Genomic DNA, 17,301 nt, shown 5'->3' on the forward strand with positions numbered 1-17,301 from the left:
CGCCACTCTGTAAAGTGACCCAGCGTGGCAATGCTATCGGGTCTCGCGCCGTGGATCGTCTACTGGATGTTGGTCGGCAACGTCGCATCCTGGATCGCCGCGTCGGTGGCGCTGGCCGTCGCGGTCGCCGCGGCGGTCATCGGCCGGATCGGCGGTCACGCCGCGCGGCCGCTGGAGGCCGCGGCCGTGGTGACGTTCGCGGTCCTGACGCTGCTGAGCGTCACCGTCGACCCGGAGCCCTGGACCGCTGGTCGCCGGCATTGAGTTGCGCGGGCCTTCTGGTCACCGCGCTGGCCGGGCCGCTGATCGGCCGGCCGGCCCTCGGTGAGCTGGCCACGGCCGGCCTGGCGCCCGAGGTGGTGAAGAACGATCTGTACCCGCCGGTCACCCGGACCGTCAGCTGGGTCTGGGTGGGCGCGTCGGCCGCCATGACGGTGTCGGCGACCGTCCCGGGCATCGGGTGGGTCGTCGCGTGTGTGGTGCTGGCCGCGGCGATGCTGGCCTCCCGGGCGCTCGTCGAGCATCTCGTCGCGGCGGCAACCAGTCCCCACGCGGTGCGCAAGACCACCTTCGTGGCCTTCAAGGAGCTCGAGATCGACCAGCTGTACTACCTGGCCAGGGAGAAGGCCGACCGGGAAGCCGGCGCGGACATGGAGGCCTACGACGTGAAGGTGGGTGCACAGGGCGTGCCGCTGACCGGAGACGACTCCCGGGAATCGTGGCCGGCGTCCTACAAACTGCGTCCCCGCAAACACTGACGCGCTGCTCTCTAGCAGAAGCTCCTTAACTCGGCAAGCAGTGCGTGTTTGCCGCCTGTACATTCCCAGGTCAGCGGGCTTACAGTCGTTTCGGCGCGTGAATGGTCCGACCCATCCGAGAGCCGACTTCGCGCGCATGCGGGAAGGAAACAGCAAATGTCACAGGAACAGGACAACATCGATCTCGTCACCCGGGGTTACGAGGCTTTCACCCAGGGCGACATGGACACCGTGATGGCGTTGTTCGACGACAACATCGAGTGGGTACAGCCCGGCAACAGCACCATCAGCGGCACCTATCACGGCAAGGGCGAACTCGGGCAGTACCTCGCGCGCCTCGCCGAGAAGAACGTCTCGGTGAAACTGAACCGGCTGCTGGCCGACGGTGACACCGTCGTCGCGCTCACCGAAGTCGCCGTGGGAGACGAAAAAGGAAGCGACGCCGACGTTTTCACGATCCGCGACGGCAAGACCGCCCGGGTCCAGGTGCACACCGACACCGCGTTGATGGAGCGCGTCTACGGGTCCAAGCAGCACGCCACGCACTAACCGTCACACCGGCGACGACCTAATCGAGGTAGTCGCGCAGCACCTGTGAGCGGCTGGGGTGGCGCAGCTTGCTCATGGTCTTCGACTCGATCTGGCGGATGCGTTCCCGCGTGACGCCGTAGACCTGCCCGATCTCGTCGAGGGTGCGCGGCTGCCCGTCGGTCAGGCCGAAGCGCAGCCGGACCACGCCGGCCTCGCGCTCGGACAGCGTCTCCAGCACCGACTGCAGCTGATCCTGCAGCAGCGTGAACGACACCGCGTCGACGGCCACGACGGCCTCGGAGTCCTCGATGAAGTCGCCGAGCTGGCTGTCGCCCTCGTCGCCGATGGTCTGGTCCAGCGAAATGGGTTCACGCGCGTACTGCTGGATCTCCAGCACCTTCTCCGGCGTGATGTCCATTTCCTTGGCCAGCTCTTCGGGCGTGGGTTCGCGGCCCAGGTCCTGCAGCAGCTCGCGCTGGATCCGGCCCAGCTTGTTGATCACCTCGACCATGTGCACCGGGATGCGGATGGTGCGGGCCTGGTCGGCCATGGCGCGGGTGATGGCCTGGCGGATCCACCAGGTGGCGTAGGTGGAGAACTTGTAACCCTTGGTGTAGTCGAACTTCTCCACCGCGCGGATCAGACCCAGGTTGCCCTCCTGGATCAGGTCCAGGAACGCCATGCCGCGACCGGTGTAGCGCTTGGCCAACGACACCACCAGGCGCAGGTTGGCCTCCAGCAGATGGTTCTTGGCGCGGTCACCGTCGCGGCAGATCCACTGGTAGTCGCGACGCTGGGCGGTGGTCAGCTTCTCGCCCTTCTCGGCGAGTTCGAGCATCAGCTGGGTGCAGTACAGGCCGGCCTCGATGCGCTTGGCGAGTTCGACCTCCTCCTCCGCGTTCAGCAGGGCGACCTTGCCGATCTGCTTCAGGTACGCGCGGACCGAGTCCGCCGACGCGGTCAGTTCGGCGTCCTTGCGGGCCTGGCGCAGGGCCTCGGACTCCTCCTCGTCCCAGACGAAGTCGCCGGACGCCTTGTCCTTCTCGGACGGTTCCGGGTGCTCCTCGTCGGCTTCGGCGGCCTTGGCGGCCGGCTTGACGTCGGCCGCGTCCTCGGCGACCTCGCCCTCCTCGTCGGCCTCGGCGTCGTCGCCCTCGTCCGCGGCGTCGGCTTCCAGGTCGTCATCGAGGACGACGTCGTCGACCTCGAGATCGTCGCCGGGCTCCACGTCGAGGTCGTCGGCCTCCAGGTCGTCCCCGAGGTCTACGGCATCGGGATCGATACCGGCCGTGCCCCCCGCCTTCGCGGGGGCCTTCTTGGCGGGGGCCTTGGTGGCCCGCTTCGCCGGCGCCTTGGCGGCTGCGGCCTTGGCCGGGGCCTTCTTCGCAGGAGTCTTGGCGGCGGTGCGCTTCACCGGCTCGTCGGTTGCCGGGCTTGCTTTTGTCGCTGCCACGTACACCCTTTCGGTCTTGCGGATCCCGGTGCGCACGCATGCACCACCGGAAAGCGTCGGCTGTGTCGAATATTGGCGATGATCTCTGCTCGGAAACCCGCCGCTATCTCGGTAGGCGGCCGCCGTTGACCATTGTAACGACAGTGTGAGATAAGGCTGTGCCGTGCGCCAAATCCGGCCTGTTCGCGCGCGTCGCCGACGACCGATCAGCCGGTGCCGTGGGCCGCGTCGCTGCTCAACGCGGCGGCCATCGCGGCCCCGACGATGCCCGCCTCGTTCAGCAGCGTCGCGGCCACCACGGGCGTGCGGTTCTTCAGCAGGGGGATCCATTTGTCCGCCTTGCGGCTGATACCGCCGCCGGCGATGAACAGATCCGGCCAGATCGCGTTCTCGATGGCCACCAGCACCTTGGTGACTTCCTGGGTCCAGCGCTCGTAGCTCCATTCCTTGCGCTCCTTGACCGAGGACGCGGCCCGGTGCTCGGCCTCCTTGCCGCCCACCTCCAGATGCCCGAACTCGGTGTTGGGCAGCAGGACGCCGTTGTGGATCACGGCCGAGCCGATGCCGGTGCCGAAGGTCAGCAGCACGATCACGCCGGACTTGTCCTTACCGGCGCCGAACCGTTCTTCGGCGAGCCCGGCGGCGTCGGCGTCGTTGAGCACGGTGACCGCCGCACCGCCCAGTTCGTTGCTGATGAGCTCTACGGCGTTGGTGCCGATCCAGCCCTTGTCGACGTTCGCCGCGGTACGCACGATCCCGTTGGTCACCACACCCGGATAGGTGACCCCGAGCGGCCCGGTCCAGCCGAACTCGCCGACCACGGCGGCCACCGTCTTGGCGACGGCCTCCGGGGTGGACGGCTGCGGTGTCGGGAGCTTGAAACGTTCGCCGATGAGCATGCCGGTGTCCAGATCGACGATGCCACCCTTGATGCCGCTGCCACCGACGTCGACGCCGAATCCGCGGCGATGGGTGCTGGACTCGGGGTCGGTCATTGAGCGCTCCTCACGGGACGGCGGATGCGACGCGTCACACACATTAGTGCCCCGCGACGGCCTGTGTTGCGATGGTGGGTGTGCAAACCAACAACTGTGATCCGCTGACGTTGCGGTCCGTGGCCGAGCAACTGGCCACCGAGGCTGCCGATTTCGTCTCCCGTCGCCGCGGTGAGGTGTTCGCGAGCGCGGCCACCGCGGCCGGGTCGGTGCGTTCCAAGAGCACGCGCACCGACCCGGTGACCGTGGTGGACACCGAGACCGAGCGATTGATCCGGGACCGGCTGGCGGTGCTGCGGCCCGGTGATCAGGTGCTCGGCGAAGAGGAGGGTGGCTCGGCGGATGCCGAGCCGGGGCGTCCGGTCTGGGTGATCGACCCCATCGACGGCACGGTGAATTTCGTCTACGGCATCGCCGACTACGCCGTCTCGGTGGGCGTGCAGATCGACGGCACGTCGGTCGCGGGCGCGGTGGTCAACGTGGCCACCGGCGAGCTGTACTCGGCGGCGCTCGGCCACGGAGCCACCGTCACCCGAAACGGCCAGTCAACGACGTTGCGCTGCAATGACATCGACGATCTGGGTCTGGCGCTGGTGGGTACCGGCTTCTCGTACGACGCGCAGCGCAGGGCGCGTCAGGCGCAGGTGCTGGCCGCATTGTTGCCCGAGGTGCGCGATATCCGCCGGATCGGTTCGTGCGCGCTGGATCTGTGCATGGTCGCGGCCGGGCAGATGGACGCCTACTTCGAGGACGACGTGCACGTCTGGGACTGGGCGGCCGGGGTGCTCATCGCGACGGAGGCCGGTGCCGTCGTGCACGTGCCGGACCCGGACATGCTCTACGCGGCCGCGCCCGGGGTGGCCGCCGCGCTCGGGGCGGCGCTGGACGGGCTGGGCGGTCGCTGATCAACAGGCGGCGCTGTGGATCTTGCGCAGCAGCGCGGGATCCGGCGGCTGGGTTGCGTCGGGGCGCAGGCTGGCCAGCATGGCGTCGATATCGTCGTTGTGGCTGAACTCGGTGAATTCGGTGCCCAGCGCGAGGTCGACGGAGTCGTCGGTGCGCTGGTCCTGGAACAGCTCGGTGCACGGCGCCACCAGCCATACCGCCGCCGCGGCGGCCTGGCCGGCCGGGCCGAACCGGATCTGGCCCTGGCATTCCAGCCGGGTCCCGGCGTAGATGGCGTCGTTGGATGCGGTGGGCTGGGCGAATCCGAGATCCCGCAGCGCGCCGGACACCTCGGCGGCCTGGCCGCCCTGGCCGCTGGCGTTGAGCACCTTGATCTTGGTGTCGGCGAGCTTGGCCGGCATCACGTCGGTCATCGTGTCCCGTGACACCTGCTGGCCCAGCTTGGGCGCGTTCGGGTCGGTGGCGGGCGGGGGAGCGTTGCAGACCGCCGCCTCGTGCACATCGGCGGGCCGGTTCAGCGCGATCACCCACACCACGCCGGTGGCGACGGCCAGCGCCAGGAACAGGCACAGGATGGGCACATGGTTCCGTCTGCGGAACGGGCGACCGTGCTTGTCGAACGCCGTGCCGTCGGTGATGAGAGCGACCACCCCTGCACCTTAGAGGCACCGGCCGGCACCGTCGCCCGGCCGGCCGTCAACTGTGTGAGGTAAATCACACCCGTTCGGGGCGCATTCGGGGCACGAATCATTTGGTGTAGGCGTTCGACGCTGGTACAAAGCTCTGCTGCAAGGTAACGGAGGGGATGAGATGGCTACCGACTACGACGCGCCGCGTCGTTCAGAGACCGACGACGTTTCAGAGGATTCGCTGGAGGAGCTCAAGGCCCGGCGTAACGAGGCCCAATCGGCCGTCGTGGACGTCGACGAATCCGAGTCCGCGGAATCGTTCGAACTGCCCGGCGCCGACCTGTCGGGCGAAGAACTCTCGGTGCGCGTCATTCCGAAGCAGGCCGACGAATTCACGTGCTCGAGCTGCTTCCTGGTGCATCACCGCAGCCGGCTCGCCAGCGAGAAGAACGGCGTGATGATCTGCACGGACTGCGCCGCGTAGCACGCGCTCAGGAGCGCAGGGCTGCCAGCACCCGGTCGGGGTGCCGGCAGCTCACCAACCAGTACGGGGTGGGGTCGTCGGGATCGTCCAGGACGACCAGCACCATCGGCCCCACCCAGGCCCGATGCAACACATAGGCGGCGGGGTCGAGCTGGCGGCCCAGCGCCGCCGATTTGGCCGACTTCGGCACCTCCGCCGAGCGGGAGACGACACTGACCGGCAGATGTGCCGGACCGGCCCACAGCTGCGGCCCGCCTGGCCCGTCGACCACCCGCACCTCCATCCTGCTCATCCAGATCAGCACGGCCGCGGCCACCGGTAGCAGCACCGCGAACGGCACCCAGTCGGGCAGGCTCTGCACGCCCATGTTCACCTCGGTCGCGATCAGGCCGGCCAGCCCCAGGGCGGGCGGCCAGAACCACCACGGCACCGTCAGCCGTTCCCGATAACGCACCGATTGGGTGGTTGCGCGCGTGTCAGACACGTGGCCAAGGGTAATCTGTCGCGTCGTGCCCACTTCTCTGGCGGTCGTGCGTCTGGACCGCGAACTACCGATGCCCAGCCGGGCCCACGACGGCGATGCAGGTGTGGACCTGTTCAGCGCCGTCGACCTGGAACTGGCCCCCGGCCACCGCGCCCTGGTGCCGACCGGGATCGCCGTCGCCATCCCGCACGGAATGGTCGGATTGGTGCATCCCCGTTCGGGTTTGGCTACGCGCGTGGGCCTTTCGATCGTGAACAGTCCCGGCACCGTCGATGCCGGGTACCGTGGGGAGATCAAGGTGACGCTGATCAATCTCGACCCGGAGCAGCCGATTGTGATCCGGCGCGGTGACCGCATCGCGCAACTGCTGGTGCAGCGGGTCGAGCTTCCCGAGCTGGTCGAGGTGTCGTCGTTCGACGAGGCCGGGCTGGCTGACACCTCTCGTGGCGATGGTGGCCACGGTTCCTCCGGCGGACATGCGAGTTTGTGATGGCAGATAACGACGAGGATTTCCAAGACGACTTTGACGGCCCGTTCGATATCGAGGATTTCGACGACCCGGAGGCGGCCACGGTGGCCCGCCTGGATCTCGGGTCGGTGCTCATCCCGATGCCCGAGGCCGGCCAGGTACAGGTGGAGCTCACCGATCAGGGCGTGCCCAGCTCGGTGTGGGTGGTGACGCCCAACGGTCGTTTCACCATCGCGGCATACGCGGCACCCAAGTCGGCCGGGCTGTGGCGTGAGGTGGCCGGCGAGCTGGCCGATTCGCTGCGCCAGGACGGTGCAAAGGTGCGGATCGAGGACGGCCGCTGGGGTCGTGAGGTGGTAGGTGTCGGTACCTCCGCCCCGCAGGGGCAGACGCCCGGCGTGGTGCGGTTCATCGGTATCGACGGCTACCGATGGATGATCCGCTGTGTGGTCAACGGCGCGCCCGAGACGATCGAGGCGCTGGCGGCCGAGGCGCGAGAAGCGTTGGCCGACACGGTGGTTCGCCGTGGGGACACGCCGCTTCCGGTGCGCACGCCGCTTACGGTGCAGTTACCCGGTCCGATGGCCGAGCAGTTGCGGGCCGCCGCGGCCCAAGCCCAGGCCCAGGCCGAGCAGCAGGCACCGCCGGAGGGGGACGCTCGCCGCACCGCCATGTCGGCCATGCAGCAGCTGCGCAGCACCATCACCGGCGGCTAGTCAGAGCTCCAGCAGCGCCCCGACACAGGCCGCGCCGAGGGCGGCCGGATCGGCGCCCATCGCATCCAGGGTGACGGTGCGCAGCGCCGCACGCGGCGCCGCCGCCACCCACTCCAGCGCCACGTCGACCGGGTGGATCGGGTCGTCGGTCGCGGCCGCCACGCCCATCGGGACCGCCAGGGTGGCCAGTTCGGCGCTCGTCGGCGACACATGCCGGGCCGCCTCGTCCATCGCGTCGGGCAGTGCCGGCCACTGCGCCAGCCAGGACCGGGTGAGCTCGTCGCCCAACCAGGCCGGGCTGGACGCCCGCATCGTGGCCACCGTGGCCGCCAGGCCGTCGGTGCGCAGCAGCGCCGCGGTGTGCCGCGCGGACAGCGCCGCCGGGGCGTTGCCGGGCTGGCCCGTCCACGCCGGCAGAGCGGCCAGCACGGCGACGGTGTGGGCGGGATGCGCCAGCGCCCAGGCGACTGCCACCGCCGCGCCGATCGACACGCCGCCGACGGCGATGGTGTTGTGTTCGTCACCACGGGCCGCGTCGTCCAGGGCGGCCAGATAGCCGGCGATCAGCTGCTGCGGCTGCGGCGGCGGTGTCACCAGCACCGCTCCCACCTCGTGTAACGCGCCTGAAAAGGCCCGGTAAACATAGTCGTCGTCGGACCCGGTACCGGCCAGCAGCACCGTCGTGACCCCGCGCAGATTCACCGCCATCACTCGATGTTGCACCCACCGGCGCGACGCGCCCGGCACGACGTGGCGATTCGAACCCAACAGGTCTACGGTGGCGAGGGTTAGGGAAGTGAATCCACGACGGATTCGCGGCAAGGGAGAGGCCATGGCTACGGCCGAAGGGTATCTGCGCCGGCTCACCCGGCGGCTCACAGAAGACCCCGAGACGCTCGATGTCGAGGAGCTCAGCGACGAGGCGGCCAGTACCGGCGCGCAGCGCGCGATCGACTGTCGACGCGGGCAGGAAGTCACGATGGTCGGAACCCTGCGTTGTGTCGAAACCAACGCAAAGGGTTGCGCCAGCGGCGTTCGCGCCGAGTTGTTCGACGGCACCGACTCGGTCCAGTTGGTCTGGCTGGGGCAGCGCCGCATCCCCGGGATCGAATCCGGTCGGACGCTGCGGGTGCACGGGCGGCTGGGCAAGCTGGAAAATGGATCGAAGGCGATCTACAACCCGCACTACGAGATTCAGAAGTGACTCGTCCCGACCAGGGGACAGCTGACAAGGTCGAGGACGGCGAGAAGCCGGGTGGCACCGGTGCGCGGGCGATTCTCGACCAAATGGGCGGCATCAGCGGCCTGATCTATTCATCGCTCCCGGTTGTGGTCTTCGTCCCGGTATCGACCACCGCGGGCCTGCTGCCCGCGATCTTCGCCGCACTGGGGGTGGCGGCCCTCGTTCTGTTCTGGCGGCTGTTCCGCCGGGAATCGCTGCAGCCGGCGGTGTCCGGGTTCATGGGTGTCGGTATCAGTGCGCTGATCGCGTACCTGGTCGGCGCCTCGAAAGGCTACTTCCTGCTGGGTATTTGGTCCTCGCTGATCTGGGCCGCGGTGTTCGCGCTGTCGGTGCTGATCCGCCGGCCCGTCGTCGGATACGTGTGGGGATGGATCAACGATCACGGCCGCGGCTGGCGCCAGGTGCGCCGCGCGGTGCTGGCCTTCGATATCGCCACCCTGGTGTGGGTCGCGGTGTTCGCCGCCCGGTTCGTGGTCCAGCACCGCCTGTACGACGCCGACCAGACCGGTTGGCTGGGCGTGGCCCGTATCGCGATGGGCTGGCCGTTGACGGGCATCGCGGCGATCGTCACGTACTTCGCCATCCGGTACGCCCAGCGCGCCGTGCACGCCCAACACGCCGCCGAGGCGCACAGCAACGGGCAGGGCGAGCAGCCGGACTCCCAGAGGGGTGCCGAAGAGGGTTAGGACCTGGCGGGGTGCAGCAACAGCTCCCGCAGTTCCTCTTCGACCTCGGCGACGGCCACGAAGATCAACTCGTCGCCGCCCTCCAGCGGTTCGTCGCTCTCCGGCACGATCACCCTCGGCCCGCGCAGAATCGTCACCAACGAGGCGTCACGGGGCAATTGGAGGCGTTTGACGGCCTTGCCGCCCCACGGGGTGTCGTCGGGCAGCGTGATCTCGACCAGATTCGCCTGGCCCTTGCGGAAACTCATCAGCCGCACCAGATCACCCACGGCCACCGCCTCTTCGACCAGTGAGGCGAGCATCCGCGGGGTGGATACCGCGACGTCCACACCCCAGCTCTCGTCGAACAGCCACTCGTTGCGGGGGTCGTTGACCCGGGCCACCACGCGCGGCACCGCGAACTCGGTCTTGGCCAGCAGACTGACCACCACGTTGGCCTTGTCGTCGCCGGTGGCGGCGATCACGACGTCGAACTCCTCCAGCTTCACCGACTCCAGCAGGCTCAGCTCGCACGCGTCGCCGAGGCGCCACTGTGCGGCGGGGATGGCGTCGACGTCGATGTGTTGCGGGTCGCGCTCCAGCAGCGTCACGTCGTGGCTGTCGACGAGTTCGCGGGCGATGGATCGGCCGACGGCGCCGGCCCCGGCGATGGCTACCTTCATCAGTTCTCGTCCTCGCTCGGCGGCAGTGCGGAGATCGCCATGGCTTCTGCGATGTGGCCGGAGATGGCGGCCATGTAGACGTTGTCGCCGGCCTGGATGACGGTCTTGGCGTCCGGCAGCAGTCCCGTTCCCAGCCGGAGCAGGAACGCCACCCGGCCGCCGGTGGCGGCCTCCAGTTCGGTGATGGGGCGGCCGGCCCATTCCTCGTGCAGCGGCAGCTCGGCCACCCCGACGTTGCCGGACGGGTCGCGCCATTTGGTGGTTTCGGTTTCCCGGGTCAGCACGTTGAGCAGCCGGTCGGTGGTCCACGGCACGGTGGCCACCGTCGGGATGCCGAGGCGCTCGTAGACCGCGGCGCGCTTGGCGTCGTAGATGCGGGCCACCACCCGCTCCACCCGGAAGGTCTCCCTGGCCACCCGGGCCGAGATGATGTTGGAGTTGTCACCGGAGGACACCGCGGCGAAGGCGCCGGCCTCCTCGATGCCGGCCCGCAACAGCACATCGCGGTCGAAGCCCATGCCGAGCACCCGCTCGCCGGTGAACTCGGGGGAGAGCCGGTTGAACGCCGTGCCGTCACGGTCGATCACCGCCACTTCATGGCCGATCCGGGACAACCCGTCGGCCAATGACGCGCCTACTCGGCCGCATCCCATCACCACAACCCGCACCCTGGGTCCTCTCGCCCGTTTGCCAGGAACAGCGCCCTATCCGACATGCCATCCAACCGTGCGCACCCGGAACGCTACAGCCAATCGGCGGTGGGCTTAGTCTTGGCACTCGTGTCCAAGCTTTCGACCGCCGCGCGCCGGCTGGTCCTGGGAAGGCCGTTCCGCAGCGACAAGCTCGCGCACACGCTGCTGCCCAAGCGGATCGCGCTGCCGGTGTTCGCCTCCGACGCCCTGTCGTCCGTCGCCTACGCACCGGAGGAAATCTTCCTGGTGCTGTCGGTGGCCGGGCTGACCTCCTACTCGGTGGCCCCATGGGTCGGGTTGGCGGTGGCCGCGGTCATGATGGTGGTGATCGCCAGCTACCGGCAGAACGTGCACGCCTACCCCTCTGGGGGCGGTGACTACGAGGTGGTCACCACCAACCTCGGGCACACCGCCGGTCTGACGGTGGCCAGTGCGCTGCTGGTCGACTATGTCCTCACGGTGGCGGTGTCGATGGCGTCGGCGATGTCGAACATCGGCTCGGCGGTGCCGTTCATCGCCCAGCACAAGGTGTTGTTCGCGGTGGCGGCGATCCTGGTGTTGGCCTCGCTGAACCTGCGCGGTATCCGGGAATCCGGGACCGCCTTCGCCATCCCCACCTACGCGTTCATGATCGGCATGTACCTGATGCTGGGCTGGGGGTTCTTCCAGATCTTCGTGCTCGGGCACGAACTGCGGGCCGAGTCCGCCGGCTTCGAGATGCATTCCGAGCACGGCGACGTGCTGGGCCTGGCCATGGTGTTCCTGGTGGCCAGGGCGTTCTCCTCCGGCTGCGCGGCGCTGACCGGCGTGGAAGCGATCAGCAACGGGGTACCGGCGTTCCAGAAGCCCAAGTCGCGCAACGCCGCAACCACCCTGCTGCTACTGGGCGGGATCGCCACGACGTTGTTCCTCGGCATCATCATGCTGGCCAAGGAGACCGGCGCGAAGATGGCCGAGAGCCCCGATCAGCTGGTCGGGGCACCCCCGGGATACCACCAGAAGACCCTGGTGGCGCAGCTGGCCGATGCGGTGTTCCACGATTTCCCGATCGGGCTCTACGCCATCGCGGGCGTCACCGCGCTGATCCTGGTGCTGGCCGCGAACACGGCCTTCAACGGCTTCCCGGTGCTCGGCTCGATCCTGGCGCAGGATCGCTACCTGCCGCGCCAGCTGCACACCCGCGGTGACCGGCTGGCGTTCTCCAACGGCATCCTGTTCCTGGCGTTCGCCGCCATCGCGTTCGTGGTGGCGTTCCGCGCCGAGGTGACTGCGCTGATCCAGCTGTACATCGTCGGCGTCTTCGTCTCGTTCACCCTCAGCCAGATCGGTATGGTGCGGCATTGGACCCGGCTGCTGCGCATCGAGACCGACCCGGCGGTGCGCCGCCACATGATGCGCTCCCGGGTGATCAACAGCATCGGGTGCGTGTGCACCGGCACGGTGCTCGTCATCGTCATCCTGACGAAATTCCTTGCCGGGGCGTGGATTGCCATCCTGGCGATGTCCTCGCTGTTCGTGATCATGAAGCTCATCCACAAGCACTATGCGACGGTGTCGCGGGAGTTGGAGGAGCAGGAGGAATCGGCGGGTGACATGGTGCTGCCCAGCCGCAACCACGCCGTGGTGTTGGTGTCGAAACTGCATCTGCCGACCCGGCGTGCGCTGGCCTACGCCAGGGCCACCCGCCCGGACGTGCTGGAGGCCATCACCGTCAGCGTCGACGACGCCGAGACGCGTCAGCTGGTGCACGAGTGGGAGGAAAGCGATGTCAGCGTCCCGCTCAAGGTGATCGCCTCGCCCTACCGCGAAATCACCAGGCCCGTACTGGATTACGTCAAGCGCGTCACCAAGGAGTCACCGCGCACCGTGGTGACGGTGTTCATTCCCGAGTACGTGGTGGGGCATTGGTGGGAGCAGGTGCTGCACAACCAGAGCGCGCTGCGGCTCAAGGGCAGGTTGCTGTTCGAGCCGAATGTGATGGTGACCTCGGTGCCGTGGCAGCTGAATTCGTCGGAACGGCTCAAGAAGCTGGCGCCGCAGTCCGCGCCCGGCGATGCGCGCAGAGGTTTCCTGGATTGAACGAGCTGACGCTGACCACCGGGGCGGCGGCCAACGGTGGCAGCTGCGTGGCACGCCACGACGGCCGGGTGGTGTTCGTCCGCTACGCGCTGCCGGGGGAGACGGTGCGGGTGCGGGTGCGCTCCGAGCGTGGATCCTATTGGCACGCCGATGTTCTCGAGGTCCTGGAGGCGTCGCCGGATCGGATCGAGCCGCTGTGTCCGATCGCCGGTGTGGACGGCTCGGGCTGTTGTGACCTGGCGTTCGCCGAGCCGTCGGCCGTCCGCCGGCTCAAGGGTGAGGTGGTGGCCAATCAGCTGGCCCGCCTGGGTGGCTTCCAGTGGAGCGGGGTGGCCGAAGAGGTCGGTACGACCGGCGCCACCGGCTGGCGCACCCGGGTGCGCCTCGACGTGTCGGAGTCCGGTCACGCCGGGTTTCACCGTTATCACAGCACCGAGCTGCATCCCGAGCTGAACTGCGGGCAGCTGCGGCCTGGGCTGCTGGACGGGGTGGCCGGGTCGCGCTGGCCGCCGGGGGCGCAACTGCACATCGCCGTCGACGACGACGGTGTGCGGCATATCGTGCAGACGGGCCCGGGCCGCAAGGCGCAGACGCAGGTCGTCGAAGGCGACTACGAGGCGGTGCAGCGCATCGGCGGCCGGCAATGGCGGGTGCCGGTCACGGCGTTCTGGCAGGCGCACCGGGACGCCCCCGAGCTCTACAGCGCCCTGATCCGCGATGCGGCCCGGCTGCGGCCCGGCATGACGGCGTGGGATCTCTACGGTGGCGCAGGGGTTTTCGCGGCGGCGCTGGCCGCAGAGGTCGGTGCGTCGGGGCACGTGCTGACGGTCGACACGTCACGGGGATCGGCGCGCGCCGCGCGTGCGGCGCTGGCCGATATGCCGTGGGTGTCGGTGCTGACGGACTCCGTGCGCCGTGCGCTGTCGGGGCAGCGCCGCCCGGCGGCGGACGTCGCGGTGCTCGACCCGCCGCGGACCGGGGCCGGGCGCGAGGTGATCGACATGATCGCCAGGGTGCCGAGGGTGATCCACATCGGTTGCGAGACAGCATCTTTCGCCCGCGACGTGGGGGAGTACCTGCGCAACGGGTACACCGTCGAACAGGTGCGGGTGTTCGACGCCTTCCCGCTGACCCACCATGTGGAGTGCGTGGCGGTGCTGACGCGATAACCTGGGTCCAGGTGTGCCGGGAAGTCTGGTCGGCGTCGCTGACCGCTACCCGGAGGAGACCGATGATCAGGCGCCGACTACTCAGCCGGGGCTCCTGGCCCGAGACCAAGCACCTGAGCGAGATCCTGCGCAGCGAAACGGTGGGCGGCATGCTGCTGCTCGTCGCCGCGGGCGCCGCCCTGATCTGGGCCAACTCGCCGTGGGCGGACAACTACCGCAGACTCTCCGATTTCGCCTTCGGCCCGGAACAGCTGCACCTGAATCTGACGATCAGCGCCTGGGCCGCCGACGGCCTGTTGGCCATCTTCTTCTTCGTCGTCGGCGTCGAGCTCAAACGCGAGTTCGTCGCCGGTGACCTCCGCGACCCGTCACGAGCGGCGCTGCCGATCGCGGCGGCCGTCGGCGGCATGATCGCGCCGGCGGCCATCTTCGTCGCCGTGAATGCCGGTCACCGGGAGAACCTCGGCGGCTGGGCCGTCCCCATCGCCACCGATATCGCGTTCGCGCTGGCCGTTCTCGCCGTCCTGTCCACCCACCTGCCGACCGCGTTGCGAACCTTTCTGCTCACCCTGGCCGTCGTGGACGATCTGCTGGCGATCACCGTCATCGCCGCGTTCTACACCGACCATCTCGCGCCCGGTCCACTGCTGGCCGCACTCGTCCCGATCGGGCTGTTCGGCTTGGCCGTGCAGAAGGGGATCAGGCATCCACTGCTGCTGATCCCGCTGGCCGTCACCGCCTGGGCGCTGGTGCACGCCAGCGGGGTGCACGCCACGGTGGCGGGGGTGCTGCTCGGGTTCACCGTCCCGGTGTTCGGGCGGCACGCCGCGGCCGAGTCCATCGAACACCGTATGCGGCCGCTGTCGGCAGGGGTGGCGGTGCCGGTGTTCGCGTTCTTCGCGGCCGGTGTCACCGTGGGCGGTCTGAGCGGCCTGGGTGACTCGTTGCTACATCCGGTGACCATCGGCGTCATCGCCGCGCTGGTGCTGGGCAAGCCGATCGGTGTGTTCTGCACCACATGGCTGCTGGCCCGGTTCACCGGGGCCAGCCTGGACGACGAACTGGCCTGGCGCGACGTGCTCGGGGTCGCGTTGCTGGCCGGTATCGGGTTCACCGTCTCGCTGCTGATCGGCGAGCTGGCCTTCGCCGACGGCAGCGCGGCGGACACCGACGTCAAGATCGCGGTGCTGTGCGGATCCGTGCTGGCCGGCGCGCTCGCCGCGGTCGTGCTGGTCAGCCGCAATGCCGCCTACCGGCGCATCCATGCGCTGGAGACCGCCGACGCCGACCGCGACGGCGTGCCCGACATCTATCAGGCTCGACGGGACTGACCGGTGTTGCGTGCGTAAACTGACGGGATGCTTGAACAGATCCGCGGACCCGCAGATCTGCAGCACCTTTCCCAGTCGCAGCTCAACGATCTGGCCTGTGAAATCCGTGAATTCCTGATTCACAAGGTTGCTGCAACCGGCGGTCATCTCGGCCCGAACCTGGGCGTGGTCGAACTGACCCTGGCGCTGCACCGGGTTTTCGACTCGCCGCACGACCCGATCATCTTCGACACCGGCCATCAGGCCTACGTGCACAAGATGCTCACCGGCCGCTGCGCGGAGTTCGCCAACCTGCGGATGAAGGGTGGCCTGTCCGGCTACCCGTCGCGGGCCGAGAGCGAGCACGACTGGGTGGAGTCCAGTCACGCCAGCACCGCGCTGTCCTACGCCGACGGGTTGGCCAAGGCGTTCGAGTTGTCCGGGCATCGCAACCGGCATGTGGTGGCGGTCGTCGGTGACGGGGCGCTGACCGGCGGCATGTGCTGGGAGGCGCTGAACAACATCGCCGCCGCGCACCGGCCCATCGTCATCGTCGTCAACGACAACGGGCGCAGCTACGCCCCGACCATCGGTGGGCTGGCCGACCATCTGGCCGGCCTGCGCCTGCAGCCGGGATACGAGAAGCTGCTGGAGAAGGGCCGCGACACGGTGCGCGGTGTGCCGCTGATCGGTGAGCTCTGCTATCAGTGCATGCACAGCGTCAAGGCCGGGATCAAGGACGCGCTGTCGCCGCAGGTCATGTTCACCGACCTGGGGCTGAAGTATGTCGGGCCGATCGACGGCCACGACGAGCGGGCCGTCGAGGCGGCGCTGCGCAGCGCACGTGGTTTCAACGCGCCGGTGATCGTGCACGTCGTCACCCGCAAGGGCATGGGCTATTCGTTCGCCGAGAACGACGAAGCCGAGCAGATGCACTCGACGGGTGTCATCGACCCGCGCACCGGGCGCTCGACGGCCGCCTCCCCGCCAGGCTGGACCTCGGTCTTCTCCGACGAGCTGATCAAGAAGGCGGCCCGCCGCCGCGATATCGTCGCCATCACCGCGGCGATGCCCGGCCCGACCGGGCTGAGCGCGTTCCGCCAGCACTATCCGGACCGCTTCTTCGATGTCGGCATCGCCGAGCAGCACGCCATGACGTCGGCGGCCGGGTTGGCGATGGGTGGCATGCACCCCGTGGTGGCCATCTACTCGACGTTCCTGAACCGGGCGTTCGATCAGGTGATGATGGATGTCGCGTTGCACAAGCTGCCGGTCACCATGGTGCTCGATCGCGCCGGGGTCACCGGGAACGACGGCGCCAGCCACAACGGCATGTGGGACCTGTCGATGCTGGGCATCGTGCCGGGAATGCGGGTGGCCGCCCCGCGTGACGCGACGCGGCTGCGCGAGGAGTTCGGTGAGGCGCTCGACGTCAAGGACGGGCCGACGGCCATCAGATTCCCGAAAGGTGCTGTGGGAGAAGACATCCCGGCACTGGAGCGGCGTGACGGGGTGGATGTCCTCGCGGTGCCGGCCGACGGCCTGTCCGGTGACGTCCTGCTCGTCGCCGTCGGACCGTTCGCGGTGATGGCACTGGCGGTGGCGCAGCGGCTGCAACGGCAGGGGATCGGTGTCACCGTCGTCGACCCGCGCTGGGTGCTGCCGGTGCCGCGCGCGCTGCACGCGCTGGCGTCAGCGCACAAGCTGGTGGTCACCGTGGAGGACAGCGGCGTGCACGGCGGGATCGGCTCGGCGGTGTCGGCAGCGTTGCGCAGCAACGATATCGACGTGCCGTGCCGCGATGTCGGGATTCCTCAGCAGTTCCAGGAGCACGCGTCACGCTCGGAGATCCTCACCGAGATCGGGCTCACCGATCAGCACATCGCCCGCCAGATCACCGGCTGGGTGGCGGCGTTGGGCAGCCCGGTGGGTGTCGACGTCAGCGAGCAGGTCGACTGAACCCGTCACCGCAGGTGTCGCAACACGGCCGTCCCCACCTGGCCGCCGCATGTCGTGTGTCGGTAGCGGACGAACG

The 17,301-nt window shown here is 68.7% G+C and carries 20 protein-coding genes; 13 read left to right on the forward strand and 7 right to left on the reverse strand.

Annotation, left to right across the window (positions count from 1 at the left end; translation table 11 throughout):
• Positions 1 to 24 precede the first annotated feature (24 nt).
• The 3 genes from AWB94_RS35855 to AWB94_RS18355 all read left to right on the forward strand — a co-directional run bounded on the left by AWB94_RS35855 (position 25) and on the right by AWB94_RS18355 (position 1,307).
• Complete coding sequence (locus tag AWB94_RS35855; protein WP_234811775.1) at positions 25 to 264, forward strand: hypothetical protein; 240 nt, start codon at positions 25 to 27, stop codon at positions 262 to 264.
• Positions 261 to 758 carry a hypothetical protein gene (locus AWB94_RS18350; RefSeq protein ID WP_062656543.1) on the forward strand — a complete coding sequence of 166 codons (498 nt, stop codon included), beginning with the start codon at positions 261 to 263 and terminating at the stop codon, positions 756 to 758. Before AWB94_RS35855 ends, AWB94_RS18350 begins: the two co-directional genes overlap by 4 nt.
• A gap of 156 nt (positions 759 to 914) precedes the next feature.
• On the forward strand, positions 915 to 1,307 hold the full coding sequence (locus AWB94_RS18355; protein WP_062656544.1) for a nuclear transport factor 2 family protein: 393 nt from the start codon (positions 915 to 917) through the stop codon (positions 1,305 to 1,307).
• Between the two features lie 19 nt (positions 1,308 to 1,326).
• Here the strand turns inward: AWB94_RS18355 and AWB94_RS18360 are convergent, their stop codons facing one another.
• The gene (locus AWB94_RS18360; RefSeq protein WP_062656641.1) at positions 1,327 to 2,742 is read right to left on the reverse strand and encodes an RNA polymerase sigma factor; all 1,416 of its coding nucleotides are present in this window, start codon (positions 2,740 to 2,742) and stop codon (positions 1,327 to 1,329) included.
• A 206-nt stretch (positions 2,743 to 2,948) separates the two neighbouring features.
• A complete protein-coding gene (ppgK, locus tag AWB94_RS18365; protein WP_062656545.1) occupies positions 2,949 to 3,737 on the reverse strand; it encodes a polyphosphate--glucose phosphotransferase in 789 nt (262 codons plus the stop codon).
• 71 nt (positions 3,738 to 3,808) lie between these two features.
• Between ppgK and AWB94_RS18370 the strand changes: the two genes are divergently transcribed.
• Positions 3,809 to 4,642 (forward strand): inositol monophosphatase family protein, encoded by an 834-nt coding sequence (locus AWB94_RS18370; protein ID WP_062656546.1) that lies wholly within the window; start codon positions 3,809 to 3,811, stop codon positions 4,640 to 4,642.
• Here the strand turns inward: AWB94_RS18370 and cei are convergent, their stop codons facing one another.
• A complete protein-coding gene (gene cei, locus AWB94_RS18375) occupies positions 4,643 to 5,293 on the reverse strand; it encodes an envelope integrity protein Cei (protein WP_062656547.1) in 651 nt (216 codons plus the stop codon).
• 160 nt (positions 5,294 to 5,453) lie between these two features.
• Here cei and AWB94_RS18380 point away from each other — a divergent pair, with 160 nt between their 5' ends.
• Positions 5,454 to 5,756, forward strand: a complete 303-nt coding sequence (locus tag AWB94_RS18380; protein WP_024449775.1) for a DUF4193 domain-containing protein — start codon at positions 5,454 to 5,456, stop codon at positions 5,754 to 5,756.
• A gap of 7 nt (positions 5,757 to 5,763) precedes the next feature.
• On the opposite strand, the gene AWB94_RS18385 is transcribed toward AWB94_RS18380, so the two are convergent.
• Positions 5,764 to 6,240 (reverse strand): DUF3093 domain-containing protein, encoded by a 477-nt coding sequence (locus AWB94_RS18385; RefSeq protein WP_062656548.1) that lies wholly within the window; start codon positions 6,238 to 6,240, stop codon positions 5,764 to 5,766.
• 25 nt (positions 6,241 to 6,265) lie between these two features.
• Between AWB94_RS18385 and dut the strand changes: the two genes are divergently transcribed.
• On the forward strand, positions 6,266 to 6,730 hold the full coding sequence (dut, locus tag AWB94_RS18390) for a dUTP diphosphatase (protein ID WP_036403206.1): 465 nt from the start codon (positions 6,266 to 6,268) through the stop codon (positions 6,728 to 6,730).
• A complete protein-coding gene (locus AWB94_RS18395) occupies positions 6,730 to 7,425 on the forward strand; it encodes a DUF3710 domain-containing protein (protein ID WP_084395115.1) in 696 nt (231 codons plus the stop codon). The genes dut and AWB94_RS18395 overlap by 1 nt, the downstream gene beginning before the upstream one ends.
• Here AWB94_RS18395 and AWB94_RS18400 read toward each other — a convergent pair whose 3' ends face one another.
• On the reverse strand, positions 7,426 to 8,133 hold the full coding sequence (locus AWB94_RS18400) for a hypothetical protein (RefSeq protein WP_062656550.1): 708 nt from the start codon (positions 8,131 to 8,133) through the stop codon (positions 7,426 to 7,428). It abuts the gene before it with no gap.
• A gap of 124 nt (positions 8,134 to 8,257) precedes the next feature.
• Here AWB94_RS18400 and AWB94_RS18405 point away from each other — a divergent pair, with 124 nt between their 5' ends.
• Both AWB94_RS18405 and AWB94_RS18410 read left to right on the forward strand, forming a co-directional pair.
• The gene (locus AWB94_RS18405) at positions 8,258 to 8,629 is read left to right on the forward strand and encodes an OB-fold nucleic acid binding domain-containing protein (RefSeq protein WP_062656551.1); all 372 of its coding nucleotides are present in this window, start codon (positions 8,258 to 8,260) and stop codon (positions 8,627 to 8,629) included.
• Between the two features lie 83 nt (positions 8,630 to 8,712).
• Complete coding sequence (locus AWB94_RS18410; RefSeq protein ID WP_062656642.1) at positions 8,713 to 9,354, forward strand: DUF3159 domain-containing protein; 642 nt, start codon at positions 8,713 to 8,715, stop codon at positions 9,352 to 9,354.
• Here AWB94_RS18410 and AWB94_RS18415 read toward each other — a convergent pair.
• Complete coding sequence (locus tag AWB94_RS18415) at positions 9,351 to 10,016, reverse strand: potassium channel family protein (protein WP_062656552.1); 666 nt, start codon at positions 10,014 to 10,016, stop codon at positions 9,351 to 9,353. The two genes, AWB94_RS18410 and AWB94_RS18415, sit on opposite strands and share 4 nt — an antisense overlap.
• Complete coding sequence (locus tag AWB94_RS18420; RefSeq protein ID WP_109762181.1) at positions 10,016 to 10,684, reverse strand: potassium channel family protein; 669 nt, start codon at positions 10,682 to 10,684, stop codon at positions 10,016 to 10,018. Before AWB94_RS18420 ends, AWB94_RS18415 begins: the two co-directional genes overlap by 1 nt.
• A 111-nt stretch (positions 10,685 to 10,795) precedes the next feature.
• Between AWB94_RS18420 and AWB94_RS18425 the strand changes: the two genes are divergently transcribed.
• From AWB94_RS18425 to dxs, 4 genes are all read left to right on the forward strand, one after another.
• Positions 10,796 to 12,787, forward strand: a complete 1,992-nt coding sequence (locus tag AWB94_RS18425; RefSeq protein WP_062656553.1) for an APC family permease — start codon at positions 10,796 to 10,798, stop codon at positions 12,785 to 12,787.
• A complete protein-coding gene (locus tag AWB94_RS18430; RefSeq protein WP_062656554.1) occupies positions 12,784 to 13,956 on the forward strand; it encodes a class I SAM-dependent RNA methyltransferase in 1,173 nt (390 codons plus the stop codon). The genes AWB94_RS18425 and AWB94_RS18430 overlap by 4 nt, the downstream gene beginning before the upstream one ends.
• A 62-nt stretch (positions 13,957 to 14,018) precedes the next feature.
• Complete coding sequence (nhaA, locus tag AWB94_RS18435; protein WP_062656555.1) at positions 14,019 to 15,287, forward strand: Na+/H+ antiporter NhaA; 1,269 nt, start codon at positions 14,019 to 14,021, stop codon at positions 15,285 to 15,287.
• A 27-nt stretch (positions 15,288 to 15,314) separates the two neighbouring features.
• Positions 15,315 to 17,225: a 1-deoxy-D-xylulose-5-phosphate synthase gene (gene dxs, locus AWB94_RS18440; protein WP_062656556.1), complete on the forward strand. Its 1,911-nt coding sequence runs from the start codon at positions 15,315 to 15,317 to the stop codon at positions 17,223 to 17,225.
• The last annotated feature ends 76 nt before the right edge of the window (positions 17,226 to 17,301 follow it).

The organism is Mycolicibacterium canariasense (assembly GCF_002101555.1).
Taxonomy (GTDB): Bacteria; Actinomycetota; Actinomycetes; order Mycobacteriales; family Mycobacteriaceae; genus Mycobacterium; species Mycobacterium canariasense.

Bases quoted from the DNA above. Each gene is read 5' to 3' on its own strand.
- AWB94_RS18370 (WP_062656546.1), top strand. From the start codon at position 3,809: ATGGTGGGTGTGCAAACCAACAACTGTGATCCGCTGACGTTGCGGTCC.
- AWB94_RS18400 (WP_062656550.1), bottom strand. From the start codon at position 8,133: ATGGCGGTGAATCTGCGCGGGGTCACGACGGTGCTGCTGGCCGGTACC.
- nhaA (WP_062656555.1), top strand. From the start codon at position 14,019: ATGATCAGGCGCCGACTACTCAGCCGGGGCTCCTGGCCCGAGACCAAG.
- AWB94_RS18380 (WP_024449775.1), top strand. From the start codon at position 5,454: ATGGCTACCGACTACGACGCGCCGCGTCGTTCAGAGACCGACGACGTT.
- AWB94_RS18405 (WP_062656551.1), top strand. From the start codon at position 8,258: ATGGCTACGGCCGAAGGGTATCTGCGCCGGCTCACCCGGCGGCTCACA.
- AWB94_RS18395 (WP_084395115.1), top strand. From the start codon at position 6,730: ATGGCAGATAACGACGAGGATTTCCAAGACGACTTTGACGGCCCGTTC.
- AWB94_RS18410 (WP_062656642.1), top strand. From the start codon at position 8,713: ATGGGCGGCATCAGCGGCCTGATCTATTCATCGCTCCCGGTTGTGGTC.
- ppgK (WP_062656545.1), bottom strand. From the start codon at position 3,737: ATGACCGACCCCGAGTCCAGCACCCATCGCCGCGGATTCGGCGTCGAC.
- dxs (WP_062656556.1), top strand. From the start codon at position 15,315: ATGCTTGAACAGATCCGCGGACCCGCAGATCTGCAGCACCTTTCCCAG.
- AWB94_RS18355 (WP_062656544.1), top strand. From the start codon at position 915: ATGTCACAGGAACAGGACAACATCGATCTCGTCACCCGGGGTTACGAG.
- AWB94_RS18415 (WP_062656552.1), bottom strand. From the start codon at position 10,016: ATGAAGGTAGCCATCGCCGGGGCCGGCGCCGTCGGCCGATCCATCGCC.